The organism is Kitasatospora sp. NBC_00458 (assembly GCF_036013975.1).
Taxonomy (GTDB): Bacteria; Actinomycetota; Actinomycetes; order Streptomycetales; family Streptomycetaceae; genus Kitasatospora.
The window spans coordinates 6,391,375-6,413,019 of the sequence record NZ_CP107904.1 but is presented as its reverse complement, the minus strand read 5'-3'; the positions used below and the strand labels follow the sequence as shown (position 1 = coordinate 6,413,019).

19 protein-coding genes are annotated in these 21,645 nt (G+C 73.0%); 5 read left to right on the top strand and 14 right to left on the bottom strand.

The window, feature by feature from the left end:
* Positions 1-122 precede the first annotated feature (122 nt).
* Positions 123-1,904, top strand: coding sequence for a PucR family transcriptional regulator (locus OG550_RS26795; protein ID WP_327681716.1), 1,782 nt, complete (start codon positions 123-125; stop codon positions 1,902-1,904).
* A gap of 164 nt (positions 1,905-2,068) precedes the next feature.
* Here OG550_RS26795 and OG550_RS26790 read toward each other — a convergent pair whose 3' ends face one another.
* Both OG550_RS26790 and OG550_RS26785 read right to left on the bottom strand, forming a co-directional pair.
* Positions 2,069-3,550: an alkaline phosphatase PhoX gene (locus OG550_RS26790; RefSeq protein ID WP_327681714.1), complete on the bottom strand. Its 1,482-nt coding sequence runs from the start codon at positions 3,548-3,550 to the stop codon at positions 2,069-2,071.
* Between the two features lie 217 nt (positions 3,551-3,767).
* Complete coding sequence (locus OG550_RS26785) at positions 3,768-5,075, bottom strand: hypothetical protein (protein WP_327681713.1); 1,308 nt, start codon at positions 5,073-5,075, stop codon at positions 3,768-3,770.
* Between the two features lie 182 nt (positions 5,076-5,257).
* On the opposite strand from OG550_RS26785, the gene OG550_RS26780 reads away from it, so the two are divergent.
* The gene (locus tag OG550_RS26780) at positions 5,258-5,701 is read left to right on the top strand and encodes a VOC family protein (protein WP_327681711.1); all 444 of its coding nucleotides are present in this window, start codon (positions 5,258-5,260) and stop codon (positions 5,699-5,701) included.
* Positions 5,702-5,842: 141 nt separating this feature from the next.
* Here the strand turns inward: OG550_RS26780 and OG550_RS26775 are convergent, their stop codons facing one another.
* The gene (locus tag OG550_RS26775) at positions 5,843-7,522 is read right to left on the bottom strand and encodes a hypothetical protein (RefSeq protein WP_327681709.1); all 1,680 of its coding nucleotides are present in this window, start codon (positions 7,520-7,522) and stop codon (positions 5,843-5,845) included.
* Positions 7,523-7,880: 358 nt separating this feature from the next.
* On the opposite strand from OG550_RS26775, the gene OG550_RS26770 reads away from it, so the two are divergent.
* Positions 7,881-9,212, top strand: a complete 1,332-nt coding sequence (locus OG550_RS26770) for an MFS transporter (protein WP_327681708.1) — start codon at positions 7,881-7,883, stop codon at positions 9,210-9,212.
* A gap of 69 nt (positions 9,213-9,281) precedes the next feature.
* Here OG550_RS26770 and OG550_RS26765 read toward each other — a convergent pair whose 3' ends face one another.
* The 9 genes from OG550_RS26765 to OG550_RS26725 form a co-directional block, all read right to left on the bottom strand.
* Positions 9,282-9,941, bottom strand: coding sequence for a Uma2 family endonuclease (locus OG550_RS26765; RefSeq protein WP_327681706.1), 660 nt, complete (start codon positions 9,939-9,941; stop codon positions 9,282-9,284).
* Between the two features lie 123 nt (positions 9,942-10,064).
* A complete protein-coding gene (locus OG550_RS26760; protein ID WP_327681705.1) occupies positions 10,065-10,478 on the bottom strand; it encodes a metal-sulfur cluster assembly factor in 414 nt (137 codons plus the stop codon).
* Between the two features lie 20 nt (positions 10,479-10,498).
* Positions 10,499-10,954: a Fe-S cluster assembly sulfur transfer protein SufU gene (gene sufU / locus OG550_RS26755; RefSeq protein ID WP_327681703.1), complete on the bottom strand. Its 456-nt coding sequence runs from the start codon at positions 10,952-10,954 to the stop codon at positions 10,499-10,501.
* 19 nt (positions 10,955-10,973) lie between these two features.
* Complete coding sequence (locus tag OG550_RS26750; protein WP_327684164.1) at positions 10,974-12,221, bottom strand: cysteine desulfurase; 1,248 nt, start codon at positions 12,219-12,221, stop codon at positions 10,974-10,976.
* Positions 12,222-12,244: 23 nt separating this feature from the next.
* Complete coding sequence (sufC, locus tag OG550_RS26745) at positions 12,245-13,009, bottom strand: Fe-S cluster assembly ATPase SufC (protein ID WP_327681701.1); 765 nt, start codon at positions 13,007-13,009, stop codon at positions 12,245-12,247.
* Between the two features lie 6 nt (positions 13,010-13,015).
* Positions 13,016-13,333, bottom strand: a complete 318-nt coding sequence (locus OG550_RS26740; protein WP_327681699.1) for a bifunctional 3-phenylpropionate/cinnamic acid dioxygenase ferredoxin subunit — start codon at positions 13,331-13,333, stop codon at positions 13,016-13,018.
* A 4-nt stretch (positions 13,334-13,337) separates the two neighbouring features.
* Positions 13,338-14,570, bottom strand: coding sequence for a Fe-S cluster assembly protein SufD (gene sufD / locus OG550_RS26735; RefSeq protein WP_327681697.1), 1,233 nt, complete (start codon positions 14,568-14,570; stop codon positions 13,338-13,340).
* Positions 14,571-14,627: 57 nt separating this feature from the next.
* A complete protein-coding gene (gene sufB, locus OG550_RS26730; protein WP_327681695.1) occupies positions 14,628-16,043 on the bottom strand; it encodes a Fe-S cluster assembly protein SufB in 1,416 nt (471 codons plus the stop codon).
* A gap of 9 nt (positions 16,044-16,052) precedes the next feature.
* Positions 16,053-16,898: a helix-turn-helix transcriptional regulator gene (locus OG550_RS26725; protein ID WP_327681693.1), complete on the bottom strand. Its 846-nt coding sequence runs from the start codon at positions 16,896-16,898 to the stop codon at positions 16,053-16,055.
* Positions 16,899-17,209: 311 nt separating this feature from the next.
* On the opposite strand from OG550_RS26725, the gene OG550_RS26720 reads away from it, so the two are divergent.
* Positions 17,210-18,136 carry an ABC transporter ATP-binding protein gene (locus OG550_RS26720; protein ID WP_327681691.1) on the top strand — a complete coding sequence of 309 codons (927 nt, stop codon included), beginning with the start codon at positions 17,210-17,212 and terminating at the stop codon, positions 18,134-18,136.
* 47 nt (positions 18,137-18,183) lie between these two features.
* On the top strand, positions 18,184-18,903 hold the full coding sequence (locus OG550_RS26715; protein ID WP_442906179.1) for an ABC transporter permease: 720 nt from the start codon (positions 18,184-18,186) through the stop codon (positions 18,901-18,903).
* A gap of 192 nt (positions 18,904-19,095) precedes the next feature.
* Here the strand turns inward: OG550_RS26715 and OG550_RS26710 are convergent, their stop codons facing one another.
* Positions 19,096-19,839 carry an LAETG motif-containing sortase-dependent surface protein gene (locus OG550_RS26710; protein ID WP_327681687.1) on the bottom strand — a complete coding sequence of 248 codons (744 nt, stop codon included), beginning with the start codon at positions 19,837-19,839 and terminating at the stop codon, positions 19,096-19,098.
* Between the two features lie 300 nt (positions 19,840-20,139).
* Positions 20,140-21,564 (bottom strand): choice-of-anchor A family protein, encoded by a 1,425-nt coding sequence (locus OG550_RS26705; protein WP_327681685.1) that lies wholly within the window; start codon positions 21,562-21,564, stop codon positions 20,140-20,142.
* Positions 21,565-21,645: the final 81 nt, after the last annotated feature.

The window sequence follows — 21,645 nt, the reverse complement described above, 5'->3', positions numbered from 1 at the left end:
CACGCTCTCCTTCATGTCTTGCGGGGATGCCGACGCGGGTCGCACGACGGCCACAGGACGAACGCTATTCCCGCACCGGGGCCCGCTTGATTGGCCTGGCGGCTAAAATCATTCGCACGGCGTTGTCCGACCGGATGAAGAACCGGCCGATCGCACCGATCGGCGGCCCCCGGCGCGGCTCGCCGCTCACCGCACCACCGGGCACCGGCACCCGCCCCGCACCACCCACCGCCGCGTACTGCACCGCACCCGGCACCACCGCCGACCACCGCACCACCGAGGTGCCCGAAGGAGGAGGACCGATGAGCTCCCCGGGCCTCCCGCTCCGCCAGCTGCTGATGTCGCTCGGCGAGCCGCTGGTCGAGCTCCAGGCCGCCCCGCACGGGCTGGACGTCGCCGTCCGCGACGTCGCGATCCTCGATCCGGAGGACCCGCCGACCGCCGCCGCCGGCGAACTGGTGCTCGCCATCGGCGCCCGCGGCCGGGCCGCCCTCCCCGCACTGCGCGCCGCGGGCCGGGCCGGGGCCGCCGCCGTGGCCGTCAAGCTCGACGCCCCCGGGCAGGCCGACGCCCTGCGCGAGGCGGCCACCGAGGCGGGCGTGGCCCTGCTCTCGGTCCGCCGGGAGACCCGCTGGGAGCACCTCGATTCGCTGGCCCGCGCGATCATCGCCGGACCGGACACCCCGGACTCCCCCGGCACCGCCGAGCACAACGCCGGCGACCTCTTCTCGCTCGCCCAGACGGTCGCCGTCCTCACCAACGGCATCGTCTCCATCGAGGACACCTCCAGCCGGGTGCTCGCCTACTCGCGGTCCTCCGACTCGGACGAGGTGGACGACCTGCGCAGGCTCTCCATCCTCGGCTGGCAGGGCCCCGAGCCGTACCTGTCCAAGCTCCGCGAGTGGGGCGTCTTCCAGCACCTGCGCACCTCGGACACGGCGATCGCGGTCGACCCGCACCCGGAGCTGGGGCTGCGCCGCCGGCTGGCGATCGGCATCCGCGCCGGTGCGCAGCCCCTCGGCACCATCTGGGTGCAGGAGGGCGCCCAGGCGCTCGCCCCGCTGGCCGAGCAGGCGCTGGTCGGCGCGGCCCGGGTGGCGGCGGCGCAGCTGGTGCGCCGCCGGCGGGAGCTGTCGGCGGACGTCCGGCTGACCCGCACGCTGCTCACCGGTCTGCTGGAGGGCTCGACCGGCGCGCAGTCGCTCGCCACCCACCTGGGGCTGGACCTGCGCCGACCGGCCACCGTGCTGGCGTACAGCGCGGGCTCCACCGAGGAGCTGACCCGGGCGGAGGTGACCGGCCTGATCTCGGTGCACACGGCGGCCCGGCACCCCACGGCGCTGCTCGCGCCGATCGAGTCCCGGGTGTACGTGCTGCTGCCCGAGCTGCCGGCGAACCTGCCGATGGCGACGGTGCGCGGCTGGGCGCAGGAGGTGGTCGAGGCGGCCCGGGACCACCTGGGCGTCCCGCTGCGGGCGGCGATCGGGTCGACCGTGGACGGCCTCCCCCGGGTGCCCGACTCGCGGGCGCAGGCGGACCGGATCCTGGACGCGATGGGGCGCGGCGGGGTGGACCTGGAGGTGGCCGCGCTGATCGACGTGCAGGCGGAGGTGCTGGTCAGCGAGGTGCTGGCACTGCTCCAGGAGCGGGGCGGGCTGCGCGACCCGCGGCTGACCGCGCTCACCGCGTACGACCTCCGGCACGGTACGCGGCTCGCCGAGTCGGTGCTGGCCTGGCTGGACGCGCTGGGCGAGGTCAGGGTCGCGGCGGACGCCCTGCACATCCACCCCAACACGCTGCGGTACCGGGTCCGCCGGGCCGAGCAGCTGACCGGCATCGACCTGTCGCAGCCGCAGCAGCGGCTGCTGGCCATGCTCCAGCTGCGGCTCCCGGCCGAGCCGTAGCCCCCGCGCCACCGCCGCCCTCCGGCCCTCCCGCCGTCCCCCGGCCGCCCCGCCACCGCGCCACGCCGCCCGGCCCAGCGCCACGCCGCGCCACGCCCCGCCGCCACCGCGCCACGCGAAAGGGGCCCGCCGAAGCGGGCCCCCGTCACTCACCTGCGGTCGGTTCAGGCGCCGTAGCCCTGGCCGCGCTTGTGCTCGTTCAGCCGGTGCCACGGGCCGGTGATGGCCAGCTGGATGCCCGGGACCTGGATGTTGGCGAAGAGGGTCTTGCCGTCGTCCGAGAAGGTCACGCCGGTGAACTCGCTGAACTCGGGCTTCTCGGCGGTGCCGATGTTCAGGTCGTTGCGGGCGATCGGGTAGGTCAGGCCGTCCTCGGTGGCGCCGAACAGGTGGGACACGCCCTCGCCGTCCTCGGCGATCACGATGCCGCCGTACGGCGAGACGGTGATGTTGTCCGGGCCGTCGAAGTTGTCGTGGTCGCCGAAGACGTCGGTGTTGACGCCCAGCAGCACCTTCAGGGTGATGGTGCGGCGGACCGGGTTGTAGAACCAGACCTGGCCGTCGTGCTGCACCGGGCTCTCGGAGCGGGCGAAGCTGGAGACGAAGTAGAAGCCGCCGTCACCCCACCACATGCCCTCCAGCTTGCGGGCGCGGGTGACCTCACCGTCCTTGAACTGCTTGCGGATCGAGACGGTGCGGGCGTCGCGGTCCTGGACCTTGACCCAGTCCACGCCGTAGGTGGTGCCGACCGCGGTGGCGCGGGAGAGGTCGTCGATGAACTTGCCCTGGGCGTCGAAGACCTTGAAGGCCTCCAGCACACCGGCGTCGGCGGCCAGCTTGCGCAGCTGGTAGCGGCCGTGCTTGAAGCCGGCCGGCGGGGTCCAGCGGAACAGCAGGCCGTTGGGGTTCGAGGCGTCCTCGGTCAGGTAGACGTGGGCGCGCTTCGGGTCGACGACGACGGCCTCGTGGGCGAACCGGCCGAAGGCCTTCACCGGCTGCGGGTCGCGGTTGTAGTCGTCGTCGAACGGGTCGACCTCGAAGATGTAGCCGTGGTCCTTGGTGAAGCCGTTCTTGCCGGCCTTGTCCTCGGTCTCCTCGCCGGACAGCCAGGTGCCCCACGGGCTGACGCCACCGGCGCAGTTGGTGGCGGTGCCGGCGATGCCGACCCACTGCTCGACCTTGCCGTTGGCCTTGGCGTGCACGATGGTGCAGCCGCCGGCCGCGCCCGGGTCGTAGACGTGGCCCTCGGTCAGCGGGACCGGGTTCGGCCAGTTGGCACGGGCGCCGGACAGCTCGTGGTTGACGACCAGCAGGTTGCCGCCGTGCTCGTCCTCGAACGCCGCGGTGCCGTCGTGGTTGCTCGGGGTGAACTCGCCGGTGCGCAGCTTGGTGACGCCGGTGCGGTTCACGACCTTGTACTTGAAGCCCTTGGGCAGCGCGAGCAGGCCCTCGGGGTCCTGGACCAGCGGGCCGTAGCCGACGGCCAGCCGCTCGGCCTCGGCAGCCGCGGCGGCCGGCGCCTCGCCGCCGGCCGGAGCGGCGATCGCACCCGGCGCGCTGGCCAGCGCCTCGGCGCTGCCGGCGATCAGGACACCGGCCCCGACGACGGTGGAACGGTTGACGAAGTCCCGGCGGGACAGCGACATGGCAGTCACTCCTGAGGGGTGGGCCGCCGACCGGGACTGCGCCCGGTACGTGGCATGCGAGGTGTCGAGGCAGGTCGTCGACGCCCAGCAGACTCCGCCCGTCCGGTGAACGCACGGTGAAGCCCATACCTCGTCAGGGTGGTCATTTGCCGACCGTATTCGAACTCATGATCCGCCCTTTGCCCGTGATCCGCAGGTCGGGCGGGCGAACGGGGGCTCAGCGGGCTGTCCGGGCCGCCCGCCACTGCTCCCAGGCCGCCACCCACAGCTGCTCGCAGAGACGGTGCTCCTCACCCTCCCCGCGCCCCGCCGAACCCCGTCCCGCCCGGCCGCGCCTGACCTGCTCCCAGGCCCGCTGCGCCGGCAGGCTCGCCACCTCGCTGGCGAACACGGTGTAGCGGATGGCCTCCTCGACCGCCGCGTCGCCCTCCGGCGTCCCGACCACCCAGTGGGTCAGCTGGGAGAGCCGGTTGAGCTGTTCGACCATCGCCGCGACCGCCTCCAGCGCCTCCTCCCGGGTCTCCGAGGCGAGCCGCATCTGCTGCCGCACCGCCGCCTCCCAGCGCAGCGCGCCCGCCTCCGCGCGCGCCCCGCGGGCCGGCCGCGGCACCCGGCCGGCGCGGACCCGCGCCTCGACCGCGGCGGCCTCGCTGATGCCGTGCGCGATCACCGCCCGGTGCGCCTCCAGCCCGGTGACCAGGGTGAGTTCGCGCTCCTCCAGCGGCACGTGCCGGCCGCGCCGGGCGGCCAGGTCGCGCAGCATCGCGGTCCGGCCGCGCAGGTACCGCTCGTGGTCCCCGATCCGGGTCAGCTCGACGCCGCCGGGCGACACCCCGCGGCCGCAGACGGTGACGGTCAGTCCGTCCACCCTGAGCCGGCCGGCCCAGACCGGTCCGGCGCCGCTGACCGGACAGCAGCCGGGCAGCGCCGCACCGGCCCAGAGTCCGCGCCGGTCCTCGTGCACCTCGACCGCGCGCGGCTCGCCGTCCACGGTGATCCACTCGCGCAGCGCCCGGACCCTGCCGGGCGCGTCGCCCTCGTCCACGCCGAGCTGCTCGTAGACGCGGTCCCGCTCGTCCTCGACGACGTCGTCGAGCTCCGGCAGCGGGCCGAGTCGCTCGGTGCCGGGCCGGTGGGTGCGCACGACGACGTACGGTCCGTCGGCGGAGCTCCAGTCGCCGGAGCCGACCTCCACCCAGCCGGGCCCGGCGACGGTCGCGAGGCCGCCGAGGCCCGGGCCGAAGCCCGTGCCGTACTCCGCACCGAGCCCCGCGTCGGACCCCGCGTGATCGGCACCGCCCGCCTCGAACGCGACCAGCGCGGCACCGCCCAGCCCGAGCACGGGCGCGACGCCGTACACCGGGAAGGAGGCCGAGGCGAGGGCGCGGCGGGCGGACTCCTCCTGCGCGGTCAGGCATTCCTCCAGGTCGTCGCCGTGGCACCCGTACGGGCGGTCGAACCGGTCCACCGTCCCCGCACCGTCCACCTGCCGGCCGTCCCGCCCGCCGCCGCTCGCCCGCGTCATCCCGCGCCGCACCCCCTGGTCCTCGCCATGCCCGTCGACTGCGGGCAACGATACGTGGCCCGACCTGCCGGGTCATCAGGCCCTTTGCCCCACCGGGCGGATCCGCCCTGCGATCGGAACCCTCCACCCGGCCGCCGTGTCCGGGCGGGCGGCTGTCGGTCCCCCTTCGTACGCTGGCCGGTATGACAGCAACCACGGAGTTCCCGGCCCGGATCAGCATCGTCACCCTCGGGGTGGCCGACCTCGACGAGAGCGCCCGCTTCTACGAGGCGCTGGGGTGGCGCCGCTCCTCCGTCTCCAGCCCGGAGATCGTCTGGTTCCGCACCGCCGACTCGGTGCTCGGCCTCTTCCCGCACGACGAGCTGGCCGCCGACGCGGGCGTCCCGGCCGGCGGCGAGCCCTCGTTCCGGGGCGTCACCCTCGCGGTGAACCTGGAGTCGCCCGCGCAGGTGGACGCCGCCCTGGAGACGGCGGTCGCGGCCGGCGCGACGGTGGTCAAGCCGCCGGCGCCGACCAGCTGGGGCGGCTACTCCGGCTACTTCGAGGACCCGGACGGCCACCTCTGGGAGCTGGCCCACAACCCGTTCTTCCCGTTCACCGCGGACGGCTCGCTGGACCTGCCGTGAACCCGGCCGGCCTCCGCGCCCGCCACCCGGTCCGGCCCCGCCGTCCGGTCGGGCCGTCGGCCCCGGCCCGTCCCCGCCGCCCCGCCCCCGGTACGGCCTCCGCCCCGGGGGCGGACCCGCGGGGACGGGGGCCCGGCCCGCTCAGCCCTTCGACCGCGCCTTGAACGCCGCCTTGCGGGCCTCCTTGGCGACCGTGCGGTCCAGGTGCAGCTCGCCGACCGCCTCCAGCACGTCCGCCGTGTAGGGGTGGTCCACCCGCCACAGCTCGCCGAAGTAGCTCGCCGGATTGCCGGTCACCGGCAGGTCCTCGATCAGCTCGCGCAACTGCTCCGGGTCGCCGCCCGAGTCGAGCAGCTGGGCCGCGAAGGCGTCGACCACCGTCCAGAGCGCCATGGACCGCTCGGGCGCGGGCACGTCGGCCACCCCGAGCGACACCAGCCAGGCCCGTGCCCCGCCGCCCAGCTCCGGGTCGTCCAGCACCTCCCGGACGGCCGGCTCGGCGGGCGCGCCGAGCATGCTCAGCGCCGAGTGGCACAGCATCCGGCGCATCGGGGCGTACGCGTCGTGGCCGCGCGCCGCGGCGAGCAGCTCGCGCGCCGCCTCCACCGGCTCCCGGCCGGTCACCCAGACCCGCAGCTCGTCGTCGGGCAGCACGTTGGCGGCCTCGCTGATCCCGCGCAGCAGCCCGGCGGCGTCGCCCCGGGCCAGGTCGCCGACCAGCGGCGCGTCGTAGCCGTCCTCCAGCAGCCACTGCCGGATCCCGTACTGGCCCAGCGGGGTGAGCCGGACCAGCCCGAACCGGGCGGACTCCGCCTCGTCCAGCGGCTCCTCCGCCCCGCCCGCGGCCGTCGGCTCCACGGCGCCCTCGGCCTCCTCCTCGTCGAAGAGCTCCGGGTCGATCGGCCGGTAGTCGAGCAGGCCCAGCTCGGCGAGGTCGGCGAGCATCGGGTCCAGGGCGACCATCACGTCGGTGATGTCGCCGAGCAGCTCCTCGCTCGGCTCCTCGCCCTCCGGCACCACCAGCAGGGCGGCCAGCACGCCGAGCGGCACGGTCTCGCTGCCCGGCTCGGCGAAGGCGGTGGTCTCGTAGAGGACCTGGAGCGCCTCGTCGAGCAGCTCGGCGGCCTCGTCGCGGGCGTCCTCGACCTCGCTGAGCCCGTCCTCGTCCTCCTCCTCGTCCTCCCCCTCGGCCGTGCCGTCGGCGGCCTGCTCGCCCGCCGCGGCCCCGGCGGCGCCCCCGGGCGCCTCCTCGCCGGGCAGCGAGTCGGCCTCCACGGCCAGCTCGCGGACGATCCCGGCGGCGGTCAGCCACAGCTCCAGGACGGTCTCCGGATCCCCCTCCTCGGCCGGCTCCAGATCCGGCCCGGGGACGGCCACGTGCTCGCCGGCCGCGGTGGTGCCGATCTCGACCAGGTCCAGGTCGCAGGCGAGCGACCAGGCGCGCATCGCCTCGACCACGGCCTCCTCCGGCGCGTCCCCCTCCTCCGGGGCGAGGCCGAGCAGCCGGGCGGCCGGCGCCCGGTCCGGGCCGGTGAGGTCGCCGAACTCGTCCACCGGACGGTGCGGGGCGGTCCAGCGGGCCAGCGCCAGGGCCCAGCCGAACATCGGCACGGCCTTCGCCTGGGCGGCCAGCTCGGCCTCGGACGGCAGCGCCACCGGCGGCACCAGGACGGCCGCGTCGTCCAGGTCCTCGTCGTCCAGCCCGTGCGCGGCGAACGCCCCGTACAGGTCCTGCAGCTCCAGGTCGGCGGGCAGCACAGCGCCCTCGCCCGGCGTGACCGCCGCCGGGGTTCCGGCGTTCTTGCGACGTCGTGCGGCCATCGTTGCGCGTTCTCCCTACGCCGAGGTCAGCCCGCCGGCGGCGCGGAGATCAGCTCCGCGTACCGGCCCATCACCCCAGCGTATAGGCCGCGCACGCCCGATGCCCGGCCCCAAGGGGCGCGCGCCGCGAGCGCGCGCCCACCCCTTATCCTTCGAATCGGTACCGCGCACACCCCGCGCGGGCCGACGGGCAACGAAGCCCACGCTCCTCACCCGCCACCCGGCGGGAGGGACCACTTCAGCTCACCCGCTCCACCAGGGAGCCCCCGCACCGAGGCCACCACCACAGCGCCCAAGGACGGGCGCGCCGGCATACCCCGCCGACCCCGGTGGCGCCCGGCCACAGGAGACCCCTGCCATGGCGGACCTCTCCCCCGCCGGCTCCGGCCTGCGCACCGCGCAGCTCGACGGACGCCGACTGTCGGAGGCCCTGCTCCCCCTGGAGCTCGCACCACGCACACAGCTCCGGCTCGCCGCGATCAGCCGCTGGAACGCGCTGCGCGGCGTCCGCGTCGGCCTCGTCGCCGCCGCCCTCCTCTTCATGCTGATCGGCGCCAACCTGGCCACCCCGATCTACCCGCTGCTCCAGCAGCGCCTCTCGCTGACCGCACTGGACACCACCGTCCTGTTCACGGTCTACGTGTTCGCGCTGGTCCCGGTGCTCGCCGTGGTCGGCCACTGGTCGGACCACCTCGGACGGCGGGCACTGATCCTGCCCGCCGTGGGGCTGGCCGCCGCGGGCGACGTCGTCTTCGCGACCTCCGGCAGCTTCTGGCAGCTCGCCGCCGGACGCGCCGTCCAGGGCATCGCGGTCGGCCTGTCCACGGGCGCCGCCGGAGCCGCCCTCGGCGACCTGCTGCCCGACCACCCGACCCTGGCCGCCAAGCTCACCCTGGCCTGTTCGGCGGGCGGCGTCGCGATCGGCCCGGTGGTCGGCGCCATGCTGGCCGGCGGCTCCGACCCGCTGCTGACCCCGTTCCTGCTGCACGCGATCGCCCTGCTGGCGCTCTGCGTGCCGCTCGCCCTGGTCCACCCCCGGATGCCCGGCCGCAACCGCCCGCCCGCCTCCCCGCCGCGCATCACCACCCCGGCCCACCTGCGCCCGCAGCGCCTGGCGCTGCCGGTCACCGGCCGCCGCGAGTTCCTGCTGGCCTCCTCCGCCGGCTTCATCTCCTACGCGGTCTTCGGCGTCTACCTCAGCCTGGCCCCGGCCTTCTCGGCCAAGCTGCTGCACACCGACTCCCGGCTGACCGGCGCCGTCGTCGCGGCCCTGCTGCTCGGCTCCTCGGCCGTCGCCCAGCTGCTCGTCCCGCCCACCGCCGACCGCCTGGTGATCGCCCTCGGCATGACCGGCCTGGCCACCGGCCTCGGCCTGGTCGTCACCGCCCAGTACACCGGCACCCCCGCGCTGCTGTTCATCGGCAGCGTCCTCGGCGGCGCCTGCCAGGGCATCGCCTTCCGCTCGCTCTTCACCAGCGCCGTCGCCGCGATGAACCCCGAACGCCGGGGCTCGGAGCTGTCCTCGCTCTGGGTCATCGTCTACCTCGGCTCGTCCCTCCCCATCGTGGGCGTGGGCGCCCTCATCCAGGCCTACGGCCTGCTCCCCGCCACCAGCGGCTTCGTCCTCCTCGCCGCCGCCCTCTGCGCCGCCCTGGCCGTCGCCGTGGCCCGCAAGCCCAGGCACGCCTGACCGGCACGGACGCCGGAACGCCGCTGCCCGGGACGGATACTCCGTCCCGGGCAGCGGCGTTCCGCCCGGCTACGCGCTCCAGGGCTTCCAGGCATCGGTCCCGATCTCGACGCCGAAGGGCTCCGGCAGTCGGACGGACTCCCCGAACTTCCACTCACCGAGTACCTCGTACGTCGCCTCGGCCTTGTTCGGCTCGCCGAACAAGGTCACACCAGGCTGCCGGGGGTCTCGGTCCACCAGCAGGTAGTACGGCACACCGGTGCGCGCGTAGCCGTTCCACTTGGTGGACCTGACCTGCCGACCGAACATGGGGCGACGGTCGTGGCGGGCGTTCGACGAGGACGTCACCTCGACCGCCATGGCGATGTCGTGCGCGTAGAGGGAGCCGATGTCGCCTGCCAGTGCCCGCTCCTCCACTGCCGCGTCCACCACGACGAGATCCGGAACGTACCCGTCCCCGGTCTCCACCAGGTCCAGGCCGACCGCTTGCAGTGCCCGCCAGGGGAAGTCGGCGTCCGCGTCACCGGCGCGGCCGAACCCTCGCTCGATGTGTGCGAGGAACACCGCATGCGTAACAACCGGCGCCGGTGACACGACGATCTCCCCTCCGACCACTTCCACCCGCGTGCCGTCGTCCGGGAGCCGGAGGTACTCACCGAGTTCTCCCCGGACCCACATGGCGTACGGCGAGTCAGGCAGAAGCAACTGCGCGAACGCAACTACCGACATGACATCGCTCCCTCCGAGGTCGCGGCTCCAGCCTCGCCGCACGCTGGCAGATATACCACTGCCGCGCGAACAATTCCCCCGAAGGGGAGATTCGCGCGGCAGCGGGTTGACGGGTGGCGTCCGTCAGACGTTGAAGCCGAGGGCGCGGAGCTGGTCGCGGCCGTCGGGGGTGATCTTGTCGGGGCCCCACGGCGGCATCCAGACCCAGTTGATGCGCAGGTCCTGGACGAGGCCGTCGGTGGCGGTCTTGGCCTGGTCCTCGATGACGTCGGTCAGCGGGCAGGCCGCCGAGGTGAGCGTCATGTCGATGGTGGCCACGTCGGACTCGTCGATGTGGATGCCGTAGATCAGGCCCAGGTTGACGACGTCGATGCCCAGCTCGGGGTCGACGACGTCCATCAGGGCCTCGGTCAGGTCCTCGACGGAGACGGTGCCGGCGGTGGTGCCGACGATGACCGTCGGGCCCTCCTCCGCAGCGGGGGCGGCCGCGGCGCCGGTGTCGGCGCCGGTGGTCTCGGTGGTGTCGGTGTCACTCATGGTCTGTCCTCCTCTGCGGTTCAGTCGGTGGTGACGGCGGGGTGCTCGGCCAGGGCCTTGGCGGTGGCGTCCTTCCAGGCCATCCAGCTGAGCAGGGCGCACTTGACCCGGGCCGGGTACTTGGAGACGCCGGCGAACGCGACCGCGTCCTCCAGCACCTCCTCGTCGCCCTCGCCCTGGCCCTTGCTCTGCATCAGCTCCAGGAAGGCCTCCTGGACCGCCTGCGCCTCGCCGACGGTCTTGCCGACCACCAGGTCGTTCAGCACCGAGGCGCTGGCCTGGCTGATCGAGCAGCCCTGCGACTCGTACGAGACGTCGGCGACCGTGGCGCCGTCGAGCCGCACCCGCAGGGTGATCTCGTCCCCGCAGGTGGGGTTGACGTGGTGCACCTCGGCGTCACCGTCGCGCAGCCCCTTGCCGTGGGGGTTGCGGTAGTGGTCCAGGATGATGTCCTGGTACATCGAGTCGAGCTTCATGATCGCGTGCCCCGTCCCGTCAGCCGAAGAAGTTCCGGACGTGGTGGAGGCCGTCGATCAGGGCGTCGACCTCGCCCGGCGTCGAGTACAGGTAGAACGACGCCCGCGTGGTCGCCGGAATTCCGTACCGCAGGCAGACCGGCCGCGCGCAGTGGTGGCCGACGCGCACGGCGATGCCCTGCTCGTCGAGGACCTGGCCCACGTCGTGCGGGTGGATGTCGCCGAGCGTGAACGAGATCGCGGCGCCGCGGTCGACGGCCGTGCGCGGGCCGATGATCCGCAGGTCCGGGACCTCCAGCAGGCGCTGCACCGCGTACTCGGTGATGGCGTGCTCGTGGGCGGCGATCTTCTCCATGCCGATGTCCGACAGGTAGTCGATGGCCGCGCCGAGCCCGACCGCCTGGGCGATCGGCGGGGTGCCGGCCTCGAACTTGTGCGGCGCCGGGGCGTAGGTGGACGAGCCCATGGTGACGGTCTCGATCATCTCGCCGCCGCCGAGGAACGGCGGGAGGTCCTCCAGCAGCTCCTGGCGGCCCCAGAGCACGCCGATGCCGGTCGGGCCGAGCATCTTGTGGCCGGTGAAGGCGACGAAGTCGGCCTCCAGCGCCTGCACGTCCAGCACCATGTGCGGCGCGGCCTGCGAGGCGTCGATGACGACGAGCGCGCCGACCGACTGCGCCTTGCGGACGATGGTCTCGACCGGGTTGACGGTGCCGAGCAGGTTGGAGACCAGGGTCACCGAGACGACCTTGGTCCGCTCGGTGATCAGCTCGTCGATGTTCGACAGGTCGAGCCGGCCCTCGTCGGTCAGCCCGAACCACTTCAGCTTCGCGCCGCTGCGCTGCGCGAGCAGCTGCCACGGGACGATGTTGGAGTGGTGCTCCATCTCCGTGATGACGATCTCGGAGTCGGCGTCGACCCGGTAGGGCTCCTCCGCCCAGGCCAGCATGTTGGCGACCAGGTTGAGCGACTCGGAGGCGTTCTTGGTGAAGATGACCTCGTTGCGGCTCGGCGCGTTGATGAACGCCGCGACCTTGTCACGGGCGCCCTCGTACAGCGCCGTGGCCTCCTCGGCGAGCACGTGCACGCCGCGGTGGACGTTGGCGTTGTGCCGCTCGTAGTAGGTGTTCAGCGCGTCGAGCACCTGGCGGGGCTTCTGCGAGGTGGCGGCGTTGTCGAGGTAGACCAGCGGCTTGCCGTCGTGCAGCAGGCGCTGCAGGACGGGGAAGTCCTTGCGGATCGCGTCGGTGTCGAGCAGGCCCGTCAGGACCGCCGACTCGTGCGTATGGGTCACTCGGAAGCGCCGCCCTTCACGTAGGACTCGTAGCCCTCCGCCTCCAGCTTGTCGGCCAGCTCGGCACCGCCGGACTCGACGATGCGGCCGGCCGCGAAGACGTGGACGTAGTCGGGCTTGATGTACCGCAGGATGCGGGTGTAGTGCGTGACCAGCAGGGTGCCGACCTCACCGGTCGAGCGGACCCGGTTGATGCCCTCGGAGACGACCCGCAGCGCGTCGACGTCGAGGCCGGAGTCGGTCTCGTCGAGGATCGCGATCTTCGGCTTGAGGAGCTCCAGCTGGAGGATCTCGTGGCGCTTCTTCTCGCCGCCGGAGAAGCCCTCGTTGACGTTGCGCTCGGCGAAGGCCGGGTCCATCTGGAGGGCGGCCATCGCCTCCTTGACCTCCTTGACCCACAGGCGCAGCTTGGGGGCCTCGCCGCGGACGGCGGTGGCGGCGGTGCGCAGGAAGTTGGAGACCGAGACGCCGGGGACCTCGACCGGGTACTGCATGGCCAGGAAGACGCCGGCCCGGGCGCGCTCGTCGACGGACATCTCCAGGACGTCCTCGCCGTCCAGCAGCACGCTGCCGCCGGTGACGGTGTACTTCGGGTGGCCCGCGAGGGAGTAGGCGAGGGTGGACTTGCCGGAGCCGTTCGGACCCATGATGGCGTGGGTCTCGCCCTGCTTCACGGTCAGGTCGACGCCCTTGAGGATCTCGCGGGGACCGTTCTCGGCCTCGACGGAGACGTGCAGGTCGCGGATTTCAAGCGTTGCCATGGGTACTCAGGACTCCTGGTTGACGGAGACGAGCACATCGTCCCCTTCGATCTTTACGGGGTAGACAGCGACCGGCTTGGTGGCGGGCAGCCCGGAGGGCTTCCCGGTGCGCAGGTCGAAGCTGGAACCGTGCAGCCAGCATTCGATCATGCAGTCCTCGACCTCGCCCTCGGAGAGCGAGACGTTCGCGTGCGAGCAGACGTCGTTGATCGCGAACACCCCCTCGTCGGTGCGGACGACGGCGACCGGGACGCCGTTGAGGTCGACGCGCTTGGGCTCGTCCTCAGCCAGCTCGCTCAGCGCGCAGGCGCGAAGGAAGCTCATCGGGTCAGACCGCCGCTTCCAGCTCGGCCTCGATCTTCTCCATGAGGTGTTCCTGGATCTCGGCGACGCCGATCTGCTGGACCAGTTCGGCGAAGAAGCCGCGCACCACCAGGCGGCGGGCCTCGTCGGCCGGGATGCCGCGGGCCTGCAGGTAGAACAGCTGCTCGTCGTCGAAGCGGCCGGTCGCGGAGGCGTGGCCGGCGCCGACGATCTCGCCGGTCTCGATCTCCAGGTTGGGGATGGAGTCGACCCGGGCGCCGTCGGTGAGCACCAGGTTGCGGTTGAGCTCGTAGGTGTCGGTGCCCTCGGCGGCGGCGCGGATCAGCACGTCGCCGACCCAGACGGCGTGCGCGTCCTGGCCCTGCAGCGCGCCCTTGTAGACCACGTTGGAGCGGCAGTGCGGGGTGTCGTGGTCGATGACCAGACGGTGCTCCAGGTGCTGGCCGGCGTCGGCGAAGTAGAGGCCGAACAGCTCGGCCTCGCCGCCGGGCGCGGCGTAGGAGACCCGCGGGTGGATGCGGACCACGTCGCCGCCGAAGGTGACGACGACGGACTTCAGCGAGGCGTCGCGGCCGACCAGGGCGGTCTGCTGGGCGACGTGGACCGCGTCGCGCTCCCAGTCCTGGACGGACACGAAGGTGAGCTTGGCGCCGTCGCCGACCAGCAGCTCGACGTTGGCGGCGCGGGTGCCGGTGCCGGTGTGGTTGATCACCACGACGGCCTCGGCGAACGGCTTGACGTCGACCACCACGTGGGCGAAGCGGGTGCCGCCCTCGCCGTGCACGTCGATCCTGACCGGCTCGGTGAGCACCGTCTCCTCGGGGACGGTGACCACGAGCGCCTGCTCGAAGGCGCTGAACGCCTGCGCGGCGACCCGGTCGACCGGCTTGCCGGCCTTGCCGAGGCGGGCGTCGTCGCGGCCGACGGTCTCGGCGGTGACGCCGTCCGGCAGGCTCAGTTCGACCTTGTCCTCGCCCTTGTCGCCCTCGGCGGCGGTGCCGTCGTGGAGCCCGCCGAGGCGGTGCAGCGGGGTGAACCGCCAGTCCTCCTCGCGGCCGGTCGGCACCGGGAAGTCCGCGACGTCGAAGGACGGCTTGACCGCGACGCGCGCGTCGATCGGCTGCTTGACGGTGGTGCGGCCGGTGCCGGGGCCGGCGAGCTGGGCGCCGGCGCCGGCCGTGCCGACCTCGATCGAACCGGCGGTGGTGGAGCCGGTGGGGGTGTTGACGTCAGCCATGGCTGTTCGTTGTGCTCTCTTCCTCGAAGTTCCGATGGACGGCGGGGCGGCCGGCGGTCAGCCGACGGAGCCCTCCATCTGCAGCTCGATCAGCCGGTTCAGCTCCAGCGCGTACTCCATCGGCAGCTCGCGCGCGATCGGCTCGACGAAGCCGCGGACGATCATCGCCATGGCCTCGAACTCGGTCATGCCGCGGCTCATCAGGTAGAAGAGCTGGTCCTCGCTGACCTTGGAGACGGTCGCCTCGTGGCCCATGGAGACGTCGTCCTCGCGGACGTCGACGTAGGGGTAGGTGTCCGACCGGGAGATGGTGTCGACCAGCAGCGCGTCGCAGAGCACGTTGGACTTGGCGCCCTTGGAGCCCTCGCCGATCTCGATCAGGCCGCGGTAGGAGGTGCGGCCGCCGCCCCGCGCCACCGACTTGGAGACGATGTTGGAGGAGGTGTTGGGCGCCATGTGGACCATCTTGGCGCCGGCGTCCTGGTGCTGGCCCTCGCCCGCGAAGGCGATCGACAGGGTCTCGCCCTTGGCGTGCTCGCCCATCAGGTAGACGGCCGGGTACTTCATGGTGACCTTGGAGCCGATGTTGCCGTCGACCCACTCCATGGTCGCGCCCTCGTACGCCACGGCGCGCTTGGTGACCAGGTTGTAGACGTTGTTCGACCAGTTCTGGATGGTCGTGTAGCGGCAGCGGCCGCCCTTCTTGACGATGATCTCCACGACCGCGGAGTGCAGCGAGTCGGAGGAGTAGATCGGGGCGGTGCAGCCCTCGACGTAGTGGACGTAGGCGTCCTCGTCGACGATGATCAGCGTCCGCTCGAACTGGCCCATGTTCTCGGTGTTGATCCGGAAGTAGGCCTGGAGCGGGATGTCGACGTGGACACCCTTCGGCACGTAGATGAAGGACCCGCCCGACCAGACGGCCGTGTTCAGCGCGGCGAACTTGTTGTCGCCGGCCGGGATGACGGTGCCGAAGTACTCCTTGAAGATCTCCGGGTGCTCGCGCAGCGCGGTGTCGGTGTCCAGGAAGATGACGCCCTGCTCCTCCAGGTCCTCGCGGATCTGGTGGTAGACGACCTCGGACTCGTACTGGGCGGCGACACCGGCGACCAGGCGCTGCTTCTCCGCCTCCGGGATGCCGAGCCTGTCGTACGTCGCCTTGATGTCGGCGGGCAGGTCCTCCCAGGACTCGGCCTGCTTCTCGGTGGAGCGGACGAAGTACTTGATGTTGTCGAAGTCGATGCCGGTCAGGTCGGAGCCCCAGGTCGGCATGGGCTTCTTGCCGAACAGCTTGAGGCCCTTGAGCCGCAGGTTCAGCATCCACTCGGACTCGTTCTTCTTCGCGGAGATGTCGCGGACGACCTCCTCGCTGAGCCCGCGCTTGGCCTCGGCACCCGCGGTGTCCGGGTCGGCCCAGCCGTACTCGTAGGTGCCCAGGCCTTCGAGCTCCGGGTGCGAAACGGTGTCAGTCATGCGAGCTTCCTAACGCGCGGACGCTGAATCATCGGTGGACGTACCGGCAGTCGGCGCGGCATCGGTGCCCCGGCCCGCGGCGGCGCGCAGGGCGGACGACGATGCGGCACCGGGTGCCGGCACATAGGTGGTGCAGACCCCGTCGCCGTGGGCGATGGTGGCCAGCCGTTGCACATGGGTGCCCAGCAGTTGGGAGAAGACCTCGGTCTCCGCCTCGCAGAGCTGCGGGAACTGCTCGGCGATGTGCGCGACCGGGCAGTGGTGCTGGCAGAGCTGGGCTCCCGCCGGGGCCTTCGCCGCGGCGGACGGCACCCGCCGCACCGTGGCAGCGTACCCGTCGGCGCTCAGCGCCTGGGCGAGGGCCTCGGTGCGCTCCCCCGCCTCGGCCGAACCGAGGGCCTCCAGGTACTTCTCGGCCTGCCGCCCGAACCGGGCGCGGGCGAAGGCGGCGACCGCCTCCTCGCCCGCCGTGCCGCCGCCCACCGCGTCGGAGATCCAGCGCAGGGCGTCGGCGGCGAGCTGGTCGTACGCCTGGTAGAAGGCGTCCCGACCGGCGTCGGTGAGGGCGAAGACCTTGGCGGGACGGCCGCGGCCGCGGCTGCCGTACACCCGCTGCTCGCGGGCGTCGACGAGGCCGGCGGCGGTGAGGCCGTCCAGGTGACGGCGGACGGCGGCGGTGGTCAGACCGAGCCGGTTCGCCAGGTCGGCGGCGGAGGAGGGGCCGTGGTCGAGGATCGACCGGGCGACCCGGTCCCGGGTGGCGCGGTGGCCGTCCAGCAGCACCTCGGCCGCCGTCGCGGGCACGGCGCAGCCGGGGGCCGACTCGGCCTCCTGCTGTGCGGGGTGCTCGCGCATGTTTTTCACAACACCAGTGTTGCGTAATTCCTTCCGGCAGGACAAGCCGTGATCCAGGCCTCACCCGTGGCATCTGTCACGCAGGTAAGCCTTACCTGACCTGCGGAAACGATCACCGGAGGTTCCGTTTCGCCGGTCGCTGCGGCCGATGCGGGCCCCGACCGGGAGGTCCGGCGATCCGGAATCCAATCCTCCGCCATGCCCCTTACACGCCCTCCACCGGCCCCTCCGCTCCGCGCGCCGGCCCCGGCCCGGCCCTCCGCCGGGCCTCCCGTCCGGCCGCCGTGTTCGCTCCTCTTAGACTCGCCGGTATGCATTCCGAACCCGCGGTCCAGATCACCGGGCTGGTCAAGCGCTACGGCGAGAAGACCGCGGTCGACGGTCTCGACCTCACGCTCGCGCGCGGCGCCGTCACCGCCGTCCTCGGCCCCAACGGCGCCGGCAAGACCACCACCATCGAGACCTGCGAGGGCTACCGCCGCCCCGACGCCGGCACCGTCCGCGTCCTCGGCCTCGACCCGGTCACCCAGGGCGCGGCACTGCGCCCGCGGATCGGCGTGATGTTGCAGTCGGGCGGCGTGTACGCGGGCGCGCGCGCCGTCGAGATGCTCCGGCACACCGCCAAGCTGCACGCCCACCCGCTCGACGTCGACACCCTGGTCGAACGGCTCGGCCTCGGCTCCTGCGGCCGCACCACCTACCGCCGGCTCTCCGGCGGACAGCAGCAGCGGCTCGCCCTCGCCATGGCCGTGGTCGGCCGCCCCGAGCTCGTCTTCCTCGACGAGCCCACCGCCGGCCTCGACCCGCAGGCCCGCCGCGCCACCTGGGACCTCGTCCGCGACCTGCGCCGGGACGGCGTCACCGTCGTCGTCACCACCCACCACATGGACGAGGCCGAACAGCTCGCCGACCGGGTCGCCGTCGTCGACCGCGGCAAGGTGGTCACCGAGGGCACCCCGGAGGAGCTGTGCCGGGGCGGCGCCGAGTCCAGCCTGCGCTTCGACGGCCCGCCCGGCCTCGACCTCGCCGCGCTCCTCAAGGAACTGCCCGAGGGCGCCACCGCCGCCGAGACCACCCCCGGCCGCTACCGGATCGAGGCACCCGTCGATCCGCAGCTGCTGGCCACCGTCACCGGATGGTGCGCGGCCTCCGGGATCCTGCCCGAGCGGCTCGCCGTACAGCGCCGCAGCCTCGAAGACGTCTTCCTCGACCTGACCGGACGGGACCTCCGCGCGTGACGACCACCGACCACTCCCCCCAGCCCGGCGCGGCCCCCGTCGGCCGGATGCTGCTCGCCCAGACGGCGTTCGAGACGAAGATGCTGCTGCGCAACGGCGAGCAGCTGCTGCTGACCGTCGTCATCCCGACGGTGCTGCTCGTCCTCTTCTCCGCCGTCGACATCGTCGCCGTCGAGGGCCCCGGCAAGCGCGTCGACTTCCTCGCGCCCGGCCTGCTCGCCCTGGCCGTCATGTCCACCGCCTTCACCGGCCAGGCCATCGCCACCGGCTTCGAACGCCGGTACGGGGTCCTGAAGCGGCTCGGCGCCAGCCCGCTGCCGCGCTGGGCGCTGCTCACCGCCAAGACCGGCTGCGTCCTGGTCACCGAGGCGCTCCAGGTGGCACTGCTGTCGGCGATCGCCCTCGCACTCGGCTGGTCGCCGCAGGGCGACCCGCTCACCGTGGCCGCCCTGCTCGTCCTCGGCACCGCCGCCTTCTCCGGCCTCGGCCTGCTGATGGCCGGCACCCTGAAGGCGGAGGCGACGCTGGCGGCGGCCAACCTGGTCTTCATCCTGCTGCTGCTGGCCGGCGGGGTGATCGTGCCGCTGTCGAAGTTCCCGGCCGCCGTCCAGTCCGTCCTGGAACTCCTCCCCATCGCCGCCCTCTCCGACGGCCTCCGCTCCGTCCTCCAGACCGGCGCCGGCGTCCCCTGGGCCGACCTCGGCATCCTGGCCGCCTGGTCCGTCCTCGCCCTGGCCGCCGCCACCCGCTTCTTCCGCTGGGAGTAGCCCCTCCCCACAACGGCGGCGGCCCCCGGCCCGCAGCCGAGCCCCGTGCACAGGAAGTCGGCCCGGCCGACTTCCTGCGCGGCGCCCCTGCCGCGCCGAGCCCGCAACCGGAGCCCGCGGCCGGAACCGGCGACGGCCCCTCGACTCGTCCGAGTCGAGGGGCCGTCGCCGGTCGTGCATCGTCCGGGCCGGTCAGCTCTCGTCGCCGCCGCGGCGTCGGCGGGCGAGGAAGACGAGGGCGCCGCCGAGGACCACGACTCCGCCGCCGGCGGCCGCGATGACCGGGGTGGCGTCACTGCTGCCGGTCGAGGCGAGTACCTGGGCGGTCGGTGTCGAGGTGGCCGCCGGGACCGGGGCCGCCGTGCGGCTCGGGGTCGGCGTCGGGGTCGGCGTCCGCGTGGGGGTCGGGGTGGGCGTCGCCGTCCGGGTGGGGGTCGGCGTGGGGGTCGGGGTGACGGTGCGCGTCGGGGTCGGCGTCGGCGTCACCGTCGGTGTGGGGGTGGGAGTCGGAGTCGGGGTCGGGGTGGGAGTCGGCGTGGGAGTGGGAGTCGGCGTCGGGGTCGCGCAGACCTCGATCGTCTTCGTCTCCGTCTTGTTCCAGTCGTTGTTCTTCGGGTCCTCGGTGGTGGTCACCACGAAGGTGGCGCTGATCGGCGCGGTGTGCGCCTTCACCGGGAACGTCTGGTGGAACTCCTTGCCGAACTCCTTCTGGTCCAGCACCTTCTCACCGTCGACGGTGAGGCTGACGGCGTTCTTCACGCCCTCCGTGTCGCTGTAGTTGGTCAGATCGATCACGATCTTGTCGCAGGTGACCTGCCAGGCCGGGACGTGCGCCGACGCACCCGTGGCCAGGGCCAGCGGCAGCAGGACGGCTGCCGCCGCCGCCCCCGCCAGTGCCGCACTGCTGATGCCGATCTGCCGCCGCTGTCGCGCCATTTCGTTGTCCCCTCCGAACGGTCTTGTGCAGCAGGCGTGTTGAGTGGATCAGCGGTGGCCCGCTACGACTGTCCGGGGGACTCTACCGGCACGCCCGCGCCCCTCCACACCCCACCGCACGACCGGATTTCCCCTGTCCGTCCGGCCTCGGATGTGCACAGGGAGCCCATCACACCCGCGACCTCGGACGACGCCGCTTCGACGAAGTCGAATGAACTCCGTCACACTGGCCGAAAAACAGCGACCCCCGGTGATCGGGTTCGATCACCGGGGGCCATGGGGCTGTCAACCCGCGACGGATCAGGCCTGGTTGGCCGCCTTGCGACGACGCGCGACCAGCACCAGCGCGCCACCCGCGGCGATGACCACCGCGCCGCCGATCGCCAGCGGGACGACCGGGCCGGAGCCGGTGTGGGCGAGGCCGCCCCCGGTGCTGGCCTCGACCGACGGGCTCGCGGAGGCGGCCGGCACGGCGGCCGTCCCCGAGGCGGAGGCCGACGGGCTCGCCGACCCGCTCGCGCTCGGCACGGCACTGCCCGACGCGGACGGGCTCACCGAGGCGCCCGGGGTCACCGAGGCACCCGGCGTGCCCGGGGTGGCCGACGGCGTGCCCGAGGCACTGGGAGTGCCGGTGGAACCGGGGGTGCTCGGCGTGGTGGTGGCGGACGGCGTACCGGTCGGCACCACCGGCGGCGTGGTCGGCGGGGTGGTCGGCGGCGTGGTGGGCGGCGTCACCACCGGCAGGCAGCCGGTGAACGGGAAGTGGTGCGTCTCCGCACCGGCCGTCCCGGTCAGCGAGGCGACGATCACCGAACCGTTGACCGGGCCGCCGCCCGTGGGCTTCGCTCCCCCGACGCCGGGGGTGTTGAGCGAGAACGCGGCGTTCGGCGCGAGCACGGTGCCGGCCCAGGCGGCCGGACCGTTCTTGATCACCTTGGTGGCGGTCGGGAAGTTCCAGAGCAGCTTGGCGCGGACGGCGCCGCCGTGCGCGCTCTGCGTCTTGTCGTCCAGGACGTAGGCCTTCTTGCCCTCGTCCCAGAGCTGGAAGCCGGTGGTCTTCGCGGCGGACATGTCGTACGACTCGCCGGTCACGTTGACCACGGTGACCGAGCCGGCCGGCACCTTCAGGAAGATGTCGGTGGCGCCCTGGAGGGTGGCCGCGCTGACGGTGAAGCTGTTGTAGGCGGCGTCACCGCTGGTGAGGTGGAGCTCCTTGCCCTTGGCCTCCACCGTGGCGCCGGCGGTCTGCGGCACGGCGGCCAGCTGGACCGAGGTGGCGCGCAGCTTGGTGAACTCGGCCTTGAAGTCGATCGGCGAGGCGCCCTGGCTGATCTTGCCCTGGTGCGCGTCGATGACGGCGCCGTCGGCCTTGGAGCCGTAGACGCCGTTGCCCTTCATCACCTGGGTGTTGTGCCCGGTGACGCGGCCGGCCACGACCAGCGCGTTGCCGCCGGGGAGCGCCTTGACCTGGTCGGCGGTCAGCTCCTGGCCGACCGAGAAACCGCCGGTGAAGTCGGCGTTGCCACCGACCGCCACCGCACCCTCGGCGTCCGGCGTGTGGGTGTCGTCGCCCTCGACGAACTCGCCGTAGAGGTTGGCGACGCCGAACGGCTGCGTCTGGCACTGCTGGCCGGGCTCGGCGTGGGCGACGGCCGGGGCGACGAGACCGGCCAGGACGAGGGATCCGCCGAGTGCGAGAGCGGCGGCGGGTACGGGTATGCGCATGTGCAGGATCTCCGCTTACGTGCGGGGGTGGGAGAGGTCCCGAAAAAGGTATGGACCAAACCGCACTCTTTCGGCCAAGCG

What these genes read in the sequence shown, in the direction of transcription:
- OG550_RS26705 (WP_327681685.1), bottom strand. Translation starts at nt 21,564, where the DNA reads ATGCGCATACCCGTACCCGCCGCCGCTCTCGCACTCGGCGGATCCCTC.
- sufB (WP_327681695.1), bottom strand. Translation starts at nt 16,043, where the DNA reads ATGACTGACACCGTTTCGCACCCGGAGCTCGAAGGCCTGGGCACCTAC.
- sufD (WP_327681697.1), bottom strand. Translation starts at nt 14,570, where the DNA reads ATGGCTGACGTCAACACCCCCACCGGCTCCACCACCGCCGGTTCGATC.
- sufC (WP_327681701.1), bottom strand. Translation starts at nt 13,009, where the DNA reads ATGGCAACGCTTGAAATCCGCGACCTGCACGTCTCCGTCGAGGCCGAG.
- OG550_RS26780 (WP_327681711.1), top strand. Translation starts at nt 5,258, where the DNA reads ATGACAGCAACCACGGAGTTCCCGGCCCGGATCAGCATCGTCACCCTC.
- OG550_RS26790 (WP_327681714.1), bottom strand. Translation starts at nt 3,550, where the DNA reads ATGTCGCTGTCCCGCCGGGACTTCGTCAACCGTTCCACCGTCGTCGGG.
- OG550_RS26710 (WP_327681687.1), bottom strand. Translation starts at nt 19,839, where the DNA reads ATGGCGCGACAGCGGCGGCAGATCGGCATCAGCAGTGCGGCACTGGCG.
- OG550_RS26725 (WP_327681693.1), bottom strand. Translation starts at nt 16,898, where the DNA reads ATGCGCGAGCACCCCGCACAGCAGGAGGCCGAGTCGGCCCCCGGCTGC.
- OG550_RS26785 (WP_327681713.1), bottom strand. Translation starts at nt 5,075, where the DNA reads ATGACGCGGGCGAGCGGCGGCGGGCGGGACGGCCGGCAGGTGGACGGT.
- OG550_RS26720 (WP_327681691.1), top strand. Translation starts at nt 17,210, where the DNA reads ATGCATTCCGAACCCGCGGTCCAGATCACCGGGCTGGTCAAGCGCTAC.
- OG550_RS26770 (WP_327681708.1), top strand. Translation starts at nt 7,881, where the DNA reads ATGGCGGACCTCTCCCCCGCCGGCTCCGGCCTGCGCACCGCGCAGCTC.
- OG550_RS26740 (WP_327681699.1), bottom strand. Translation starts at nt 13,333, where the DNA reads ATGAGCTTCCTTCGCGCCTGCGCGCTGAGCGAGCTGGCTGAGGACGAG.
- OG550_RS26760 (WP_327681705.1), bottom strand. Translation starts at nt 10,478, where the DNA reads ATGAGTGACACCGACACCACCGAGACCACCGGCGCCGACACCGGCGCC.
- sufU (WP_327681703.1), bottom strand. Translation starts at nt 10,954, where the DNA reads ATGAAGCTCGACTCGATGTACCAGGACATCATCCTGGACCACTACCGC.
- OG550_RS26765 (WP_327681706.1), bottom strand. Translation starts at nt 9,941, where the DNA reads ATGTCGGTAGTTGCGTTCGCGCAGTTGCTTCTGCCTGACTCGCCGTAC.
- OG550_RS26775 (WP_327681709.1), bottom strand. Translation starts at nt 7,522, where the DNA reads ATGGCCGCACGACGTCGCAAGAACGCCGGAACCCCGGCGGCGGTCACG.
- OG550_RS26715 (WP_442906179.1), top strand. Translation starts at nt 18,184, where the DNA reads ATGCTGCTCGCCCAGACGGCGTTCGAGACGAAGATGCTGCTGCGCAAC.